8 protein-coding genes are annotated in these 15518 nt (G+C 64.8%); all 8 read right to left on the reverse strand.

The window, feature by feature from the left end; all coding sequences use genetic code 11:
• Nucleotides 1-12: 12 nt before the first annotated feature.
• Nucleotides 13-2196: a YccS family putative transporter gene (gene yccS / locus ACF8MI_RS20800; protein ID WP_200928849.1), complete on the reverse strand. Its 2184-nt coding sequence runs from the start codon at nt 2194-2196 to the stop codon at nt 13-15.
• Nucleotides 2197-2279: 83 nt separating this feature from the next.
• A complete protein-coding gene (locus tag ACF8MI_RS20805; RefSeq protein ID WP_200928848.1) occupies nt 2280-3461 on the reverse strand; it encodes an NAD(P)/FAD-dependent oxidoreductase in 1182 nt (393 codons plus the stop codon).
• A 61-nt stretch (nt 3462-3522) separates the two neighbouring features.
• On the reverse strand, nt 3523-4860 hold the full coding sequence (gene dbpA / locus ACF8MI_RS20810; protein WP_232333298.1) for an ATP-dependent RNA helicase DbpA: 1338 nt from the start codon (nt 4858-4860) through the stop codon (nt 3523-3525).
• Nucleotides 4861-4972: 112 nt separating this feature from the next.
• Nucleotides 4973-6400: a multidrug transporter subunit MdtD gene (gene mdtD / locus ACF8MI_RS20815; RefSeq protein WP_060500985.1), complete on the reverse strand. Its 1428-nt coding sequence runs from the start codon at nt 6398-6400 to the stop codon at nt 4973-4975.
• A 127-nt stretch (nt 6401-6527) separates the two neighbouring features.
• Nucleotides 6528-7847 (reverse strand): TldD/PmbA family protein, encoded by a 1320-nt coding sequence (locus ACF8MI_RS20820; protein ID WP_104833845.1) that lies wholly within the window; start codon nt 7845-7847, stop codon nt 6528-6530.
• The gene (locus ACF8MI_RS20825; RefSeq protein ID WP_200928847.1) at nt 7847-9289 is read right to left on the reverse strand and encodes a TldD/PmbA family protein; all 1443 of its coding nucleotides are present in this window, start codon (nt 9287-9289) and stop codon (nt 7847-7849) included. The genes ACF8MI_RS20820 and ACF8MI_RS20825 overlap by 1 nt, the downstream gene beginning before the upstream one ends.
• A gap of 32 nt (nt 9290-9321) precedes the next feature.
• Nucleotides 9322-11124, reverse strand: a complete 1803-nt coding sequence (locus ACF8MI_RS20830; RefSeq protein ID WP_164525143.1) for an acyl-CoA dehydrogenase — start codon at nt 11122-11124, stop codon at nt 9322-9324.
• Between the two features lie 438 nt (nt 11125-11562).
• On the reverse strand, nt 11563-15516 hold the full coding sequence (gene putA, locus ACF8MI_RS20835) for a trifunctional transcriptional regulator/proline dehydrogenase/L-glutamate gamma-semialdehyde dehydrogenase (RefSeq protein ID WP_104833847.1): 3954 nt from the start codon (nt 15514-15516) through the stop codon (nt 11563-11565).
• Nucleotides 15517-15518 lie beyond the last annotated feature (2 nt).

Raw genomic sequence — 15518 nt, forward strand, 5'->3', positions numbered from 1 at the left:
GCCACACAAAAGTCAGGCGGGTGCTCCTTCCTTGATCAAATGCGCCGCCAAGGTCCGCAACGGCGCCAACTGCCGGCAAATCAACGCCAACTGCGTCTGCACCAGCCGCTGGTGCTCATCCAGTTCTTCCGGCATCTGCTCCAGGGCATTGGCCAGCGCCTCTTCTTCATCACTGTGAATCGCCACCGGCAAGCGCGCCGCCAGCCCATTGGCTATTTCGTCCAGGCTGCTGGCCAGGCTTTGCCCGGCATCCTCGATCAGCTGCTCCTGGACCTCCGCCGGCAACGCCGTGTCGCGGTGTGCACCCAGCCCGGAGAGGTAGCTGAGCAGGGTGTGTGACAGCACCAGGAAACGGAAGCCCACATCCGCTTCCTTACGGAAATGCCCAGGCTCCATCAGCATGTTGGCCAAGGTGGTGGACAGCGCCGCGTCGGCGTTGTGGGCATTGCGCCGGGCCAGGCGGTAGGCCAGGTCGTCGCGCTTGCCGTGGGCATACTGCTGCATGATCTGGCGCAGGTATACGCTGGCGCACGCGAGGGTATTGGCCAGTGCCTTGTTCAGCCGCCGCCCTTGCCAGTCAGGCAGGAACAGGAACACCGCCAGGATGGCGATCAGGCTGCCCACCAGGGTATCGAACAGGCGCGGCAGGAACAGCCCATATCCATCGCCGATCTGATTGAAGCAGAACAGTACCATCAGGGTGATCGCCGCCGTGGCCAGGGTGTAGCGGGTGGTGCGGTTGACGAAGAACACCACCCCGGCGACCACGGCGAACAGCGACTGGATGACCGGGTTGGGGAACAGGTCGAACAACGCCCAGCCCACTGTCAGGCCGACGGCGGTGCCGACGATTCGCTGTACCAGCTTGCGCCGGGTTGCGCCGTAGTTGGGCTGGCACACGAACAACGTGGTCAGGATGATCCAGTAGCCTTGGGTGGGGTGGATCAGGTGCACCATGCCGTAGCCGATCGACAGTGCCAGCGGCAGCCGCAGGGCATGACGGAACAACAGCGAGGTCGGCGTCAGCTGGGTGCGCAGGCGTGTCCACACGTCTTTCAGCGAGCGTGGGGAGCGGTCGAGCAGGCTGCTGTCGCTGGCGTCGGCCAGGCTGTCCGGGTTGCTGGCGGCGCTTAGCAGGCGGTCCAGTGTTGCCAGGTTGGCGGCCAGTGCCCGCAGCGAACGCAACAGGCCACGCCAGGCCGGGTTGCTCTGGATGCGCAGGTGCTCTAGCGAAGCGTTGAGGTCTTCGAGGGCTTCGGGATAACCGCTGGCCAACACGAACGGCTGGCGCAGGCGGATCGAGCGCGCCAGTTCCTGGCAGGACGAACCCTGCTTGCGCAGCAGGCGCTGGCAGCGAAACATCACATCACTGTGGAAGAACGCGTCGGTCAGGGCGTTATAGGGGTAGTGCGAGGCACTGACCCGCTCGTGGATGTCCTGGGCCAGAAAATACAGCTTGAGGTAGCGGCTGACCTTGGAGTTCGGCTGGCTGTTGCCGACCCGGTGCAGGATGATTTCCTTGGCTGCGTTGAGCGCCGCCACCACCTTGCCGTTTTGCTGCGCCAGCTCAAGGCGCCGGGCCTCGACGTCGAGGGTGCGTACCGGCTCGAACAGGCTGGCCTTGAGCTTGAGGTAGCTGCCCAGCTCGAAGAACAGCTTGGCCAGGCTTTGCTGCACCGGCTGGTTGGAGAACAGTGCCTGCCACAGCACCGACAGCAGCCCGTACCAGGCCGCCCCCGTCACCAGCAGCAAAGGCTCGTGCCAGAAGTCCGTCACCTGGCCTCCGCGCTGGTCCACGCCGATCATGGTGTAAACCGCTGTGATCAAGGTCGCTGAAGCGATGGCACCGTAGCGTTCGCCCAAAGCACCGAGCATGGTCAGGCCGAATGCGGCCAAGGCCAAGGCAACAACGAAAACCCAGGGGTAGGGGAACAGTAGCTCCACCGCCAACGCGGCGATGGCAAAACACACGAGGGTAACGGCAAGGGCGCTGAGACGGCCTTGCCAGCTGTCGTCGGTTTCGGCCAGGGCACTGGCGATGATGCCGAGGAACAGGGGGATCAGCAGGGCCATCTCGTTCTGGTACCAGCACAGGGCCAGGCTGCCGGTGAGGGCGATGGTGACCCGGATGCTGTAGCTGAACTTGTCTTGGCCCCACAGGCGACGCAGTGACTGACGGAACGAGCTCGATGACATGATGGCCTGCTAGGCAGTAAGCGAAGAATGCATTGCAGCACGGGCCAGCAAGAAGCGTTCCGTGCTGCTGAATGGATTCTACTCTACACGAACTGCGCTGCGGCGTTGGCCGATGCCCAGGCCCACTGGAAGTTGAACCCGCCCAGGTGGCCGGTGACGTCGAGCACTTCGCCAATGAAGTACAGCCCCGGGCTTTTCAGCGATTCCATGGTCTTGGACGACACTTCGCGCGTATCCACGCCGCCCAGGGTGACTTCGGCGGTGCGGTAGCCTTCGGTGCCGGCCGGTACCACTTGCCAGGTCGCCAGCTTTTCGGCGATCTGTGCCAGCTCTGCCGGGGTGTACTGCTTCATCGGCCTGGACTCGAACCATTGCTCGGCCAGCAGGTTGGCCAGCTTGCGGGTGAACACCTCGCCCAGCACGGTCTTCAGTTCGGCGTTGGCGCGCTCGGTTTGCATCTGTTGCAGCCAGGTGAGCGCATCGCGGTCCGGCAGCAGGTTGATCTCCACCGTGTCACCGGCTTCCCAGAACGAAGAAATCTGCAAGATCGCCGGGCCGCTCAGGCCGCGGTGGGTAAACAGCAGGTTCTCGCGGAAGCTGCTGCCATTGCAGCTGGCGGTGCAGTCCAGCGAGGTGCCGGACAACTCGCTGCACAGTGCCTTGAGTTGGGGCTCGGTGATGGTGAACGGCACCAGCCCGGCGCGGGTCGGCAGCAGGGTGTGGCCAAACTGGCGCGCCACCTGGTAGCCGAAACCGGTGGCACCCAGGGTCGGGATCGACAGGCCGCCGGTGGCGATCACCAGCGACTGGCAGGCGAACTGGCCACCGCTGGTCTGCAGCAGGTAGCCGGTTTCGGTCTTTTCGATCTGTTCGATGCTGGTGTGCATGCGGATTTCGGCGCCAGCCTCGTCGCACTCGGCCAGCAGCATGTCGAGGATGTCGCTGGCCTTGTTGTCGCAGAACAGCTGGCCGAGCTTCTTCTCGTGGTACGCCACGCCGTGCTTGCACACCAGTTCGATGAAGTCCCACTGGGTGTAGCGGGCCAGGGCCGACTTGCAGAAGTGCGCGTTCTGCGACAGGAAGTTGGCCGGCTCGGTGTACATGTTGGTGAAATTGCAGCGCCCGCCGCCGGACATGAGGATCTTCTTGCCGGGCTTGTTGGCGTGGTCGAGCAGCAGCACCCGGCGGCCACGACGGGCGCTGAGCTGGGCGCACATCAGGCCGGCGGCGCCGGCGCCGAGGATGATGACGTCGGTGGAATGCACGGTGTTACCTCATGAATAGCCGGGGCCACTGCGATGGACTGCGAAGCAGCCCCAAAAAATATCAAACGATACGGACTTTCAGGGCGCGGCCCTTGATCTTGCCGCTGTTCAGCCGCTGCATGGCCTGCTTGGCCAGCGCCCGCTCCACGGCAACGAACGCCTGGAAGTCGAAGATGGCAATCTTGCCCACCTGCTTGCCCGGGATGCCGGCATCACCGGTCAGTGCCCCGAGAATATCGCCTGGGCGCAGCTTGTCCTTGCGTCCGGCTGCAATGCACAGGGTGCTCATCACCGGCAGCAGCGGCTCGCCGCCTTTGTTCTTCAGGCTGTCCAGCTGGTCCCAGCGCAGTGGGCTATTCTGCAGCTCCTCGATAGCCTGGGCACGGTGGCCTTCGGCCGGTGCCACCAGGCTGACTGCAACACCTTTCTCACCTGCACGGCCGGTACGGCCCACGCGGTGTACGTGGATTTCGGCATCACGCGCCAGCTCCACGTTGATGACCATGTCCAGGCCATCGATATCCAGGCCGCGCGCGGCCACGTCGGTAGCCACCAGCACCGAGCTGCTGCGGTTGGCGAACATGGTCAGCACCTGGTCGCGGTCGCGCTGCTCCAGGTCGCCGTGCAGCGCCTGGGCGACGATGCCCTTGGCGGTCAGGTGGGCAACCACGTCCTCGCACTGCTGCTTGGTGAAGCAGAACGCCACGCAGGACTGCGGGCGGTAGTGGCCGAGCACGCGGGTGACGGCCTCCAGGCGCTGCTGCGGGTCGATCTCGATGAAGCGCTGTTCGATCTGGTTGTCGGTGTGCAGGCTTTCGACTTTCACCTGCTGTGGGTTGCGCATGAAGTCGGCGGCCAGTTGCTTGATGCCGGCCGGGTAGGTGGCCGAGAACAGCAGGGTCTGGCGGCGTGACGGGGTCTTGCCGATGATGCTGGCGATGGCGTCGAAGAAGCCCATGTCGAGCATGCGGTCGGCTTCGTCCAGTACCAGCGTGTTCAGGCCATCGAGTACCAGAGTGCCCTTGTCCAGGTGTTGCTGGATACGCCCCGGGGTGCCGACGATGATGTGCGCACCGTGCTCCAGCGAGGCGATTTGCGGGCCCAGCGAAACGCCGCCGCACAGGGTGAGGATCTTGATGTTGTCCTCGGCGCGGGCCAGGCGGCGCAGCTCCTTGGCCACCTGGTCGGCAAGCTCGCGGGTAGGGCACAGCACCAGCGCCTGGCAGCCGAAGTAGCGCGGGTTGATCGGGTTCAGCAGGCCGATGCCGAAGGCGGCGGTCTTGCCGCTGCCGGTCTTGGCCTGGGCGATCAGGTCCTGGCCCTTGAGGATGACCGGCAGGCTCTGGGCCTGGATCGGCGTCATCGAGGCATAGCCGAGGGCGTCCAGATTCGCCAGCATGGCGGCGGACAACGGCAGAGTGGCAAAGGCGGTGGATTCGGTGGTCACGAGGCTGGCCTGCGGTGCGAAGCGAAAAATGCCGCATAGTCTACCAGCCTCATGGCCATTCGCCCTACGACTCCATGTGTTCTTCCGGACGACGGGCACGCCTTCCGTCCGTGGGCGCCAGTTGCAGGAAGATCGCTGCCGCCAGCATGGCCATCACGCCGATGGTGACGAAGGTCAGCTGGAAGGCGCCCAAGGTGGACTCCACGCCTTCAGCGCTGCCGGCAGCGGTGAAGCCACCGAGTAGTGCGCCGGCACAGGCTACGCCCAGGCTCAGGGCCAGCTGCGCGACCACCGACAGCAGGCTGTTGCCGCTGCTGGCGCTGGCGTCGTCCAGGTCGATCAGGGTCACGGTGTTCATCGCGGTAAACTGCATCGAGTTGACCGCCCCCAGCAAGCCCAACTGAATCAGCAGCACGGCGTAGGGCGTCTGCTCGTCGACCAGCCCCAGGCTGGCCAGCAGCAGGCCCAGCAGCAGGGTGTTGCCGGTGAGGATGATGCGGTAACCGAAGCGCTCGATCAGCGGGCGGGCAACGGACTTGGCCAGCATGGCCGCTGCCGCCAGCGGGATCATGCTCATGCCGGCCTGGGCCGGTGAGTAACCCAGTGCGACCTGTAGCAGCAACGGCACCAGGAACGGCAGGGCGCCACTGCCCAAGCGGGCGAACAGGTTGCCAAGGATGCCGATGGCGAAGGTGCGCACGCGGAACAGGCTGGGCGAGAACAAAGGCTCCGGGTCGCGCCCGGCACGCAGCCAGTAGGCGGCCAGGCACGCCATGCCGGCGAACAGCAGCAACATCACCCGCAAGTGCGGCAGGTGCAGCTCGCCCAGGCCTTCCATGGCGATGGTGATCAGTACCATCGCGGCGCCGAACAGCAGGAAACCGGGGCCGTCGAACGTGGTGCGCTCGGCGCCGCGCAGGTCCGGGATGAACTTCCACACGGCCAGGCAGCCGAGCAGGCCGACGGGCAGGTTGAGCAGGAAGATCCAGTGCCAACTGAGGATTTCCACCAGCCAGCCGCCGACCGTCGGGCCCAGCAACGGGCCGAGGAGGCCGGGGATGGTGATGAAACTCATGATTCGCACCAGCTCGCTGCGCGGGTAGGCGCGCAACACCACCAGCCGCCCGACCGGCAGCATCAGCGCACCGCCCAGGCCCTGCACGACGCGGGCGAAGATCAGAAAGCCCAGGCTATTGGCTGCGGCGCACAGTAGCGAGCCGAAGCTGAACAGCAGGATGGCACTGAAGAAGATGCGCTTGGTGCCGAAACGGTCGGCGATCCAGCCCGAAGCAGGGATCAGTAGGGCTACGGTGAGCATGTAGGCGATGATCACGCCCTGCATGCGCAGCGGGTCTTCGGCCAGCGAGCGGGCCATGGCCGGCAGCGCGGTGTTGAGGATGGTGCCGTCCAGGGACTGCATGAAGAAGGCGATGGCCACCACCCAGGGGATCCAGCGGGCGGTGACGGGGTCTAGCGGTGCTCGATCGGGCATGACTTCCTCGTTTGTCAGTGCCGGCCCCTTCGCGGGCAAGCCCGCTCCCACAGGTACTGCACCACATCTGAGGGTGGTGAATACCCTGTGGGAGCGGGCTTGCCCGCGAAGAGGCCGCTAATGCCTATCACAGTGTCAGGGTCAGGCCTTTGACCAGTGCCCCCGGCAAATGACTCGACCCGGTACTGCGCTGTCCATAGGTGCTGGTCGACAAGATCATCTCGCGCTCGCGGGTCAGGTCCTCCAACTGGCTGCCGAGCAAGCTGTACAGGCTGTCATCGAAGCGCATGGTGCTCACGGGCCCCTGGATCTGCCCGTTTTCCACCCAGAAAGTCGCGAACCGGGTCAGCCCGGTCATGCGCGCTGCCGGCAGGTCAGAGTAGTTCAGGTACCACAGGTTGCTGATGTACAGCCCGGTGCCCAGGCGCTCAAGAATGTGCTCGCTCGTCAAGTTACCCGGTGCCAGGCTCAGTGCGCACGGCGACTCGTAGCTGTCGGCACCATTGGCCAGCAACTCGAATTCGGCCGCACTGCGCGCACTGATCAATCGCTGCCGAGCCTCACCTTGCTGGATCAATGGCACATCCAGGCGTGGAGCCCCCTCATCGGAAAACGCCGGGCTCAGCGAGCCGCTGACCTGCTCGGTAAAGCTCACCAGCGGGCTCAGCCGTGCATCGCCGTTGTACAAACGTTGCAATGCGCTATTGCCGGTGGCCAGGGCCTGTGCGGAAAAGCCGCCCCAGCACAGCATGCCAGCGATTTCGTCCATGGCGGCTGGTGCCAAGTAGGCGCGATAGCTGCCGGGCTTGAGGGTGACTACCGGGCGGCCAAGGAAGCCCAGCTGTTCCCGCGCCTGTCGCAGACGTGCGATGAAGTCATCCGCGCTCCACACCTGGCCGGCATAGTTGGCCTTCACCGCCTGGCCGTTTTCATGGAACAGGCTCCAGTCGAAGTTGAAGCTGTTGGCCTGGTGCCAGCCAAAGGCACCGAACGAACTGGCAAAGCCCCGGCAGATCGGACCGGCAGCGTAGATACCGACCAGGTCCAGCTCGCCTGCTTCGTGGTCGAGCAGGGCCAGTACTTCGTCCAGTTCGGGCACGGGCTGCACCTGCAGGCTGTGGCTTTGCCAGGCACTTTCGTCTAGCCGCAGATAAGGGTCAACGGCCAACAGTGGCAAGGTCTGGCGCAGTTGCTCCAGCGCATCGCCAAGGCGCTGGCGGTCCAGTTGCGCGTCGCCACTCAAGGTCACCTGCTGTTCCGCCTGGCGGCCATCACGGACCAACCGCAGTTGCGCGCTGGCCTGGCTTACAGTGCCGGCCTGGCGCACCTTGGCATTGTTGAAACGCACGAATTGCGACTGTTCGGCGCTGTAGCCGAGGGTGAACTGCTCGCCTGCTTGCAGGGCGGCGCGCACATCCCCGACCAGGGTTTCGAAAGCGTGCTTCATCAGGCGTCTCCTCCAAATACGTCAATCTGGCGGAATACGCAGGCCGGCGAGGCATGACCGACCCGCACCACCTGGTTGGGCTCGCCCTTGCCGCAGTTGGGCGTGCCAAGTACCTGGAAGGTGCTGCGGTCGCCAACCGCCGCCAGGTTGCGCCAGAACTGTGCGGAGATGCCGCGGTAGTTGGGGTTCTTGACGATGCCCTTGAGCCCGCCGTTTTCGATCAGCTGGCCCCATTCGCAGCCGAACTGGAACTTGTTGCGCGCGTCGTCGATGGACCAGGAACGGTTGGTGCGCATCAGGATGCCATGCTCGATGCCCTTCACCAGTTGCGCCAGGCTCTGGTCGCCCGGCTCGATGTTCAGGTTGGCCATGCGGTCGATCGGTGCACGGTTCCACCCGCAGGCGCGGCTGTTGGCCACGCCGTCCAGACCAGAGCGGAATTGCGACAATGCGCCGCCCAGCGGGCGCAACAGCAGGCCGTCGCGGATCAGGAACTGCTTGCTGGCCGGGGTGCCGTCGTCGTCAAAGCTGTAGCTGGCCAGCTCTTCGCCGATGGTCGGGTCGAACGTCACGTTCAGCAGGCTGGAGCCGTATTGCAGGTGGCCGAAATCGCTGGCTTTGACGAAGCTGGTGCCAGCGTAATTACGCTCGTCACCGAGGATGCGGTCCATTTCCAGCGGGTGGCCGATGGACTCGTGGATCTGCAGCATCATCTGGTCCGGCATCAGCAGCAGGTCACGCGGGCCGCTTGGGGTGTTGGGGGCCAGCAGCAGTTGCAGCGCCTCGTCGGCGACCTGCCGGGCGGCGCCCACCAACCCGCAGCGCTCGATGATCTCGAAGCCACCCTGCTGGCCGAAGTTGTCGCGGCCCAGGCTGCGGCTCTGGCTGTCCTGCCCGTCGCTAGCGGTCACGCCCAGCCCCGGGAACAGGAAACGCTGGGCATGGCGCAGTTCGGCGCCGGCCGAGTTCAGGTAGGTTTGCTCGACCAGGGTCAGGCCCAGGCTGGCTTGCCAGTCCACCAGGCGGTCGTCCTTGGGGACGCTGGCCGACTCGGCGGCAAGCAAGCCAAGGCAGTCGGCGAGGGACGGCACAGGCTGGTCGAAGTTGGGTGAAACATGGTCGTGACGGGCGTTGGTCACGGGTTGGTCGCGCAGATCGAGCAAGCTGTGCCGGGCGATCTGCCGGGCCAGGGCCTCGGCCTGCTCCAACGCGTGCTGCAGGCCCGCCTGGGACAGGTCGGCGGTGGCCGCGTAAGCCTCCACGCCGTTGATCCGCACGGTGAGCATGGCGCCTTCGTCCTGGCTGAAGAAGGGAGGTTCGGCAACATTGCGGCGAACCGACAGCGCCTGGTGCGACTGTTTCACATGCCGCAGGGAAAACAATTCGGCCGTACTGCGCAGCGCGGCAAAGCGCTGGCGCAGCAGGGCGCTGGAATCAAACATGCACAAGCCTCCGTGTACCCGGTGGCTCCCCCTTAGAACCACTCGTCCTGCATGGTGAGGCAAGTGTCGTCGCGCGCCTCTAGCAATGCCAGCTCATTATGGCAGCCCGGTACTTCCCAGGTCAGGAAATAACGCGCCGCTTGCAGCTTGCCGAGGTAGAAGTCGCGGTCAGCGGGGTTACCCTTGAATAAGCCAAGCTCGGCGTGAATGGCCTGTTCCAGCCAACGCCAGCCGATCACGCAGTGGCCGAACGCCTTGAGGTACAGGGCCGAGTTGGCCAGGGCGCCTGCGACTTTGCCCTGGGCCAGGTCGCCGAGCAGCGCCAGGGTCACGCTTTGCAGCCGGTTGACCAATTGCTCCAGCGGCTGGCGCAGCGGGTCGAGGTTCGGGTGATGGCTGGCACGTTCGCCTGTGCTGGCGATCAGGCGGATCAGTTGCTTGAGGCCGGCGCCGTTGTTCTGTGCCAGCTTGCGGCCGAGCAGGTCGAGCGACTGGATGCCTTCGGTGCCTTCGTGAATCGGGTTCAGGCGGTTGTCGCGGTAGTACTGTTCTACCGGGTATTCGCGGGTATAGCCGTGGCCGCCGAGAATCTGGATGGCCAGTTCGTTTGCCTTGAGGCAGAAGGCCGAGGGCCAGGATTTGACGATAGGGGTCAGCAGGTCGAGCAATGCCTGAGCCTGCTTGCGAGTGCTTTCTTCGCTGGCGGTCTGGGTGTCGTCGAACAGGCGAGCGGCGTACAGGCCCAGGTCGAAGGCGCCTTCTACGTAGGCCTTCTGGGCCAGCAGCATGCGCTTCACATCGCTGTGCTCGATGATCGGCACGGCCGGGCTGTGTGGGTCTTTGTTATCCGGCAGCCGACCCTGCGGGCGCTGGCGGGCGTATTCCTGCGAGTACAGGTAACCGGCGTAACCGAGCATTACTGCGCCCATGCCAACACCGATGCGTGCCTCGTTCATCATCTGGAACATGCAGGCCAGGCCCTGATGAGGCTGGCCGACCAAGTAGCCGATGCACTGGCCGTTGTCGCCGAAGTTCAGCGCGGTGGAGGTGGTGCCACGCCAGCCCATCTTGTGGAACAGCCCGGCCAGCAGCACATCGTTGCGTGGGCCACGGCTGCCGTCCGGATTGACGTGGTACTTGGGCACGATGAACAGCGAAATGCCCTTAACTCCGGGCGGGGCGTCCGGGAGCTTGGCCAGCACCATGTGCACGATGTTTTCCGACAGCTCGTGGTCGCCGGCGGAGATGAAGATCTTGTTGCCCTTGAGCCTGTAGCTGCCGTCGCCCTCCGGTTCTGCCCGGGTGCGGATGTCGGCCAGCGATGAGCCTGCGTGGGGTTCGGTGAGCGCCATTGTGCCGAAGTAGCGACCTTCGATCATGGGTTGCAGGAACAGGCGCTTCTGTTCGTCGGTGCCGAAGCTCTCAATGAGGTTGGCTGCGCCCATGGTCAGGAACGGGTAGGCCGTGGTGCTGGCGTTGGCGGCCTGGAAGTGGGCAAAGCAGGCCTGCGAGACCAGGCTGGGCAGTTGCATGCCGCCAGCTTCGAAGTCGCGGTTGGCGTTGAGAAAACCGGCTTCAAGGAACGCATCGACGGCAGGTTTCACCTCGGGGATCAGTTCGGCGCGGCCGTCAACATAGCGCGGCTCGTTTTCGTCGGACTTGCGGTTGTGCGGGGCGAAGTACTTTTCGGCGATGGTGCGGGCGGTGGTCAGTGCCGCGTCGAAGGTTTCTCGGCTGTGCTCGGCGAAGCGCGGGCGCTGGGTGAGGGCTTCGGCGTCGAGTACTTCGTAGAGTTCGAAGGCGAGGTTACGGGGGCTGAGCAGGGTCTCGGGCATGGTGGCGGTCCTGAGGCGGGATGCTGCGAGTGTAGGGAGTTGGATGGGGAGGGGGGGAGGTTAATAGGTTTGGGTGATATGGGTTTAGAAAGGGATTGGGGTATTCAGGCGCTTACCTTTTGTCCTTTAGCGCCTGTGAGATCGAGCGCCGCCCGCGCGGCGCATCGCGAGCTGCGCTCGCTCCTACGTGTGTTTCGGGCCCGTCATGCCTGTGCCAGAGGCGCGCGACCGCCTGGCTTGTACGACGCGATATCGTGTCATGCACCAAAGCGTTCGCGCGCAAATCCCGCAGGAATAATTGGCCCGAAACACACGTAGGAGCGAGCGCAGCTCGCGATGCGCCGCGCGGGCGGCGCTGGATCTCACAGGCCCTGAACATCTCAAACCACACGCCCATAAAAAAGGAGAGCCGAAGCTCTCCTTTTTTTCCAACAGCTATCAGCCAATGGTCATCAAGCTGGCGTTACCACCAGCAGCCGCAGTGTTCACACTCACCGCCCGCTCGATCACCAAGCGCTCCAGCGCAATCTGATGATCCCCACTGGACAGCCCATGCACACCCACGATCGCCCCGGCCCGCTTGGCCACCTGCTGGCAAACGCCACGCAGCTGGTCCGAGTCGCCATGGTGGATCACGGCGTCAAACGCCACTTCATCCTTGTTCCAGTCCGAAACCAGCTTCACCTTGGCCTGTAGCTCGCGCGGCAGGCGCTGGCGAAGGGCTTTGCCGGGTTCTCCGTCAGCCCATACCGCCGAGCTGCCCACCGCCAGCACGGCAGCGAACTGGGCCAGCAGGTCGGCCTCGTTGTCGGCCAGGCACAGCACGTGCTCGCGCGGCAGGATGGTGTAGCTGTTGCGCTCGCCGGTCGGGCCTGGCAGCAGGCGGGCGATGCCGCTCTGCGACTGGCTGGCGAACTGGCTGCACAGCGCGGCCAGGTCGGCCAGCTGGTTGCTTTCTGCCCAGGCCTTCAGGCCGTGCAGCGGCTTGATCAGCTGATCGTGCAGGGTGCGGTCCGGCTTGCCTTCGCCATCCTGGTGCTGGAAGTGGCGGCCAATGGCATCGGCCGGGCGGGTCGACAGCAGGCGGTACAGGTACAGCGGGCCGCCGGCTTTCGGGCCGGTACCAGACAGGCCTTCACCACCGAACGGCTGGACACCCACCACCGCACCGACGATGTTGCGGTTGACGTACATGTTCCCGGCGTTGGCGGTTTCCACGACTTTGGCGATGGTCTCGTCGATGCGGGTGTGCACGCCGAGGGTCAGGCCGTAGCCGGAGTTGTTGATCTGCTCGATCAACTGGTCCAGGTTGCGACGGTTGTAGCGCACCACGTGCAGTACCGGGCCGAAGATTTCGCGCTTCAGCTCGTCGAAGCTTTCCAGTTCGATCAGGGTTGGCATCACGAAGGTGCCGCGCTTGATCTCGGCGGCATCGGCGATTGCCACTTGATAGACCGAGCGGCCTTTCTCGCGCATGCCCTGGATGTGCTTCTCGATGCCGGCCTTGGCTTCGGCGTCGATCACCGGGCCAATGTCCACGGCCAGGCGGTCCGGGCAGCCCAGGCGGCTTTCGGCCATGGCGCCCTTGAGCATTTCGATCACGCGGTCGGCAGAGTCTTCCTGCAGGCACAGCACGCGCAGGGCAGAGCAACGCTGGCCGGCGCTGTCGAAGGCCGAGGACACCACGTCGATCACCACCTGCTCGGTCAGTGCCGAGGAGTCGACGATCATGGCGTTCTGGCCACCGGTTTCGGCGATCAGCGGGATCGGACGGCCCTGGTTGTCCAGACGGCCGGCGACGTTGCGCTGCAGCAGGCGGGCTACTTCGGTAGAGCCGGTGAACATCACGCCTTTGACGCGCTCATCACCCACCAGGCCGGCACCGACGGTTTCACCGCGGCCTGGCAGCAGTTGCAGCACGCCTTCAGGGATGCCGGCTTCCAGCAGCAGGCGCACGGCCTGGGCGGCGATCAGCGGGGTTTGCTCGGCTGGCTTGGCCAGCACCGGGTTACCGGCGGCCAGGGCAGCGGCCACCTGGCCAGTGAAGATCGCCAGCGGGAAGTTCCAAGGGCTGATGCACACCACGGGGCCCAGTGGGCGGTGGGCGTCGTTGCTGAAGTCGTTGCGGGCTTGTACCGCGTAGTAACGCAGGAAGTCCACAGCCTCGCGCACTTCGGCAATGGCGTTGGCGAAGGTTTTGCCCGCTTCGCGGATGAGCAGGCCCATCAGCGGCTGGATTTCGGCTTCCATCAGGTCGGCGGTGCGCTCCAGAATGGCGGCGCGCTCGGCGGGCGGGGTGGCCTGCCAGATCGGTGCAGCATTCAGCGCGCACTGGATGGCGTTGTCGACATCGGCGACGGTAGCTTCCTGTACATGGCCCACCACGTCGCGGTGGTCTGCCGGGTTTAGTACAGGTGCGGCGGCACCTTGGCTGGCCGCGCAGGCCAGCAGCGGGGCGGCTTTCCAGTCGTTGTGAGCGGTGGCCAGCATGGCGCAGGACAGCGACGCCAGGCGGTGTTCGTTGGCCATGTCGATACCGGCCGAGTTCGCGCGCTCGCTGCCATACAGTTCACGCGGCAGCGGGATACGCGGGTGCGGCAGGCCAATGTTGCCTTCCTGGGTGCCCATGCGCTCGATGCTGGCGACCGGGTCGGCAACCAGTTCCTGGATGGAAATCGAGTGGTCGGCGATGCGGTTGACGAACGAGGTGTTGGCGCCGTTTTCCAGCAGGCGGCGTACCAGGTAGGCCAGCAGTGTTTCGTGGGTGCCGACCGGTGCATACACACGGCACGGGCGGTTCAGCTTGCCATCGGCAACCTTGCCGACCACTTGCTCGTACAGTGGCTCGCCCATGCCGTGCAGGCACTGGAACTCGTACTGGCCCGGGTAATAGTTCTGCCCGGCAATGTGGTAAATGGCCGACAGGGTGTGGGCGTTGTGGGTGGCGAACTGTGGGTAGATGGCTTCTGGCACGGCCAGCAGCTTGCGGGCGCAGGCCACGTAGGAGACGTCGGTGTACACCTTGCGGGTGTAGACCGGGTAGCCTTCCAGGCCTTCGACCTGGGCGCGCTTGATCTCGCTGTCCCAGTAGGCGCCTTTTACCAGACGGATCATCAGGCGGTGGCGGCTGCGCTTGGCCAGGTCGATGACGTAGTCGATCACGTACGGGCAGCGCTTCTGGTAGGCCTGGATAACAAAGCCGATACCGTTCCAGCCAGCCAGCGATGGTTCGAAGCACAGACGCTCGAGCAGGTCGAGCGACAGCTCCAGGCGGTCGGCCTCTTCGGCGTCGATGTTCAGGCCGATGTCGTACTGCTTGGCCAATTGGGTCAGCGACAGCAGACGCGGGTACAGCTCTTCCATCACGCGCTCGTACTGGGCGCGGCTGTAGCGTGGGTGCAGCGCCGACAGCTTGATGGAGATGCCCGGGCCTTCATAGATGCCGCGGCCATGGGAGGCTTTGCCGATCGAGTGGATGGCCTGCTCGTAGGACGCCAGGTACTTCTGTGCGTCGTGCTCGGTCAGTGCCGCTTCGCCGAGCATGTCGTAGGAATAGCGGAAACCTTTGGCCTCGAAGCGGCTGGCGTTGGCGAGGGCTTCGGCAATGGTTTCACCGGTCACGAACTGCTCGCCCATCAGGCGCATGGCCATGTCGACGCCCTTGCGGATCATCGGCTCGCCGCTCTTGCCGATGATGCGGGTGAGCGAGGAGGTGAGGCCGGATTCGTTATGGGTGCTGACCAGCTTGCCGGTCAGCAGCAGGCCCCAGGTGGCGGCGTTGACGAACAGCGACGGGCTGTTGCCCAGGTGCGGCTGCCAGTTGCCAGTGCTGATCTTGTCGCGGATCAGTGCGTCGCGGGTGCCCTTGTCGGGGATGCGCAGCAAGGCTTCGGCCAGGCACATCAGCGCCACGCCCTCCTGGGACGACAGTGAGAATTCCTGCAGCAGGCCCTGAACAATACCAGCACGGCCACCGGCGCTCTTCTGGTTGCGCAGCTTTTCGGCGATGCCGGCGGCCAGCTTGTTGGTGGCCTCTGCCAGCGGGGCGCTCAGGCGCGCCTGCTCCAGCAGCATTGGCACCACTTCCTGCTCGGGGCGGCGGTAGGCGGCAGTGATTGCCGAGCGCAGCACCGACTGCGGCAGGATGCTTTCGGCGAATTCGAGGAAGCACTGGTGGCTGTGGTCTGCCTGGACTTCGCCGGCGTCGTCGGCCAGGTTGCTGACATGACCGTTGAGTTCGGTCAGGGTGGCACCACCCTCGAGCTTCTCCAAGTAGTTGAAGATCGCTTGCTTGATCAACCAGTGCGGCGTGCGGTCAATGGACTGCGCAGCTGCTTTGAGTCGCTCACGGGTCGGGTCGTCGAGTTTGACCCCAAGGGTGGTAGTCGCCATTT

Source organism: Pseudomonas sp. yb_9 (genome assembly GCF_043103635.1).
Taxonomy (GTDB): domain Bacteria; phylum Pseudomonadota; class Gammaproteobacteria; order Pseudomonadales; family Pseudomonadaceae; genus Aquipseudomonas; species Aquipseudomonas monteilii.

Coding starts and splice junctions, on each gene's coding strand:
- mdtD (WP_060500985.1), bottom strand. CDS start 6,400: ATGCCCGATCGAGCACCGCTAGACCCCGTCACCGCCCGCTGGATCCCC.
- yccS (WP_200928849.1), bottom strand. CDS start 2,196: ATGTCATCGAGCTCGTTCCGTCAGTCACTGCGTCGCCTGTGGGGCCAA.
- ACF8MI_RS20825 (WP_200928847.1), bottom strand. CDS start 9,289: ATGTTTGATTCCAGCGCCCTGCTGCGCCAGCGCTTTGCCGCGCTGCGC.
- putA (WP_104833847.1), bottom strand. CDS start 15,516: ATGGCGACTACCACCCTTGGGGTCAAACTCGACGACCCGACCCGTGAG.
- ACF8MI_RS20830 (WP_164525143.1), bottom strand. CDS start 11,124: ATGCCCGAGACCCTGCTCAGCCCCCGTAACCTCGCCTTCGAACTCTAC.
- dbpA (WP_232333298.1), bottom strand. CDS start 4,860: ATGCTGGCGAATCTGGACGCCCTCGGCTATGCCTCGATGACGCCGATC.
- ACF8MI_RS20820 (WP_104833845.1), bottom strand. CDS start 7,847: ATGAAGCACGCTTTCGAAACCCTGGTCGGGGATGTGCGCGCCGCCCTG.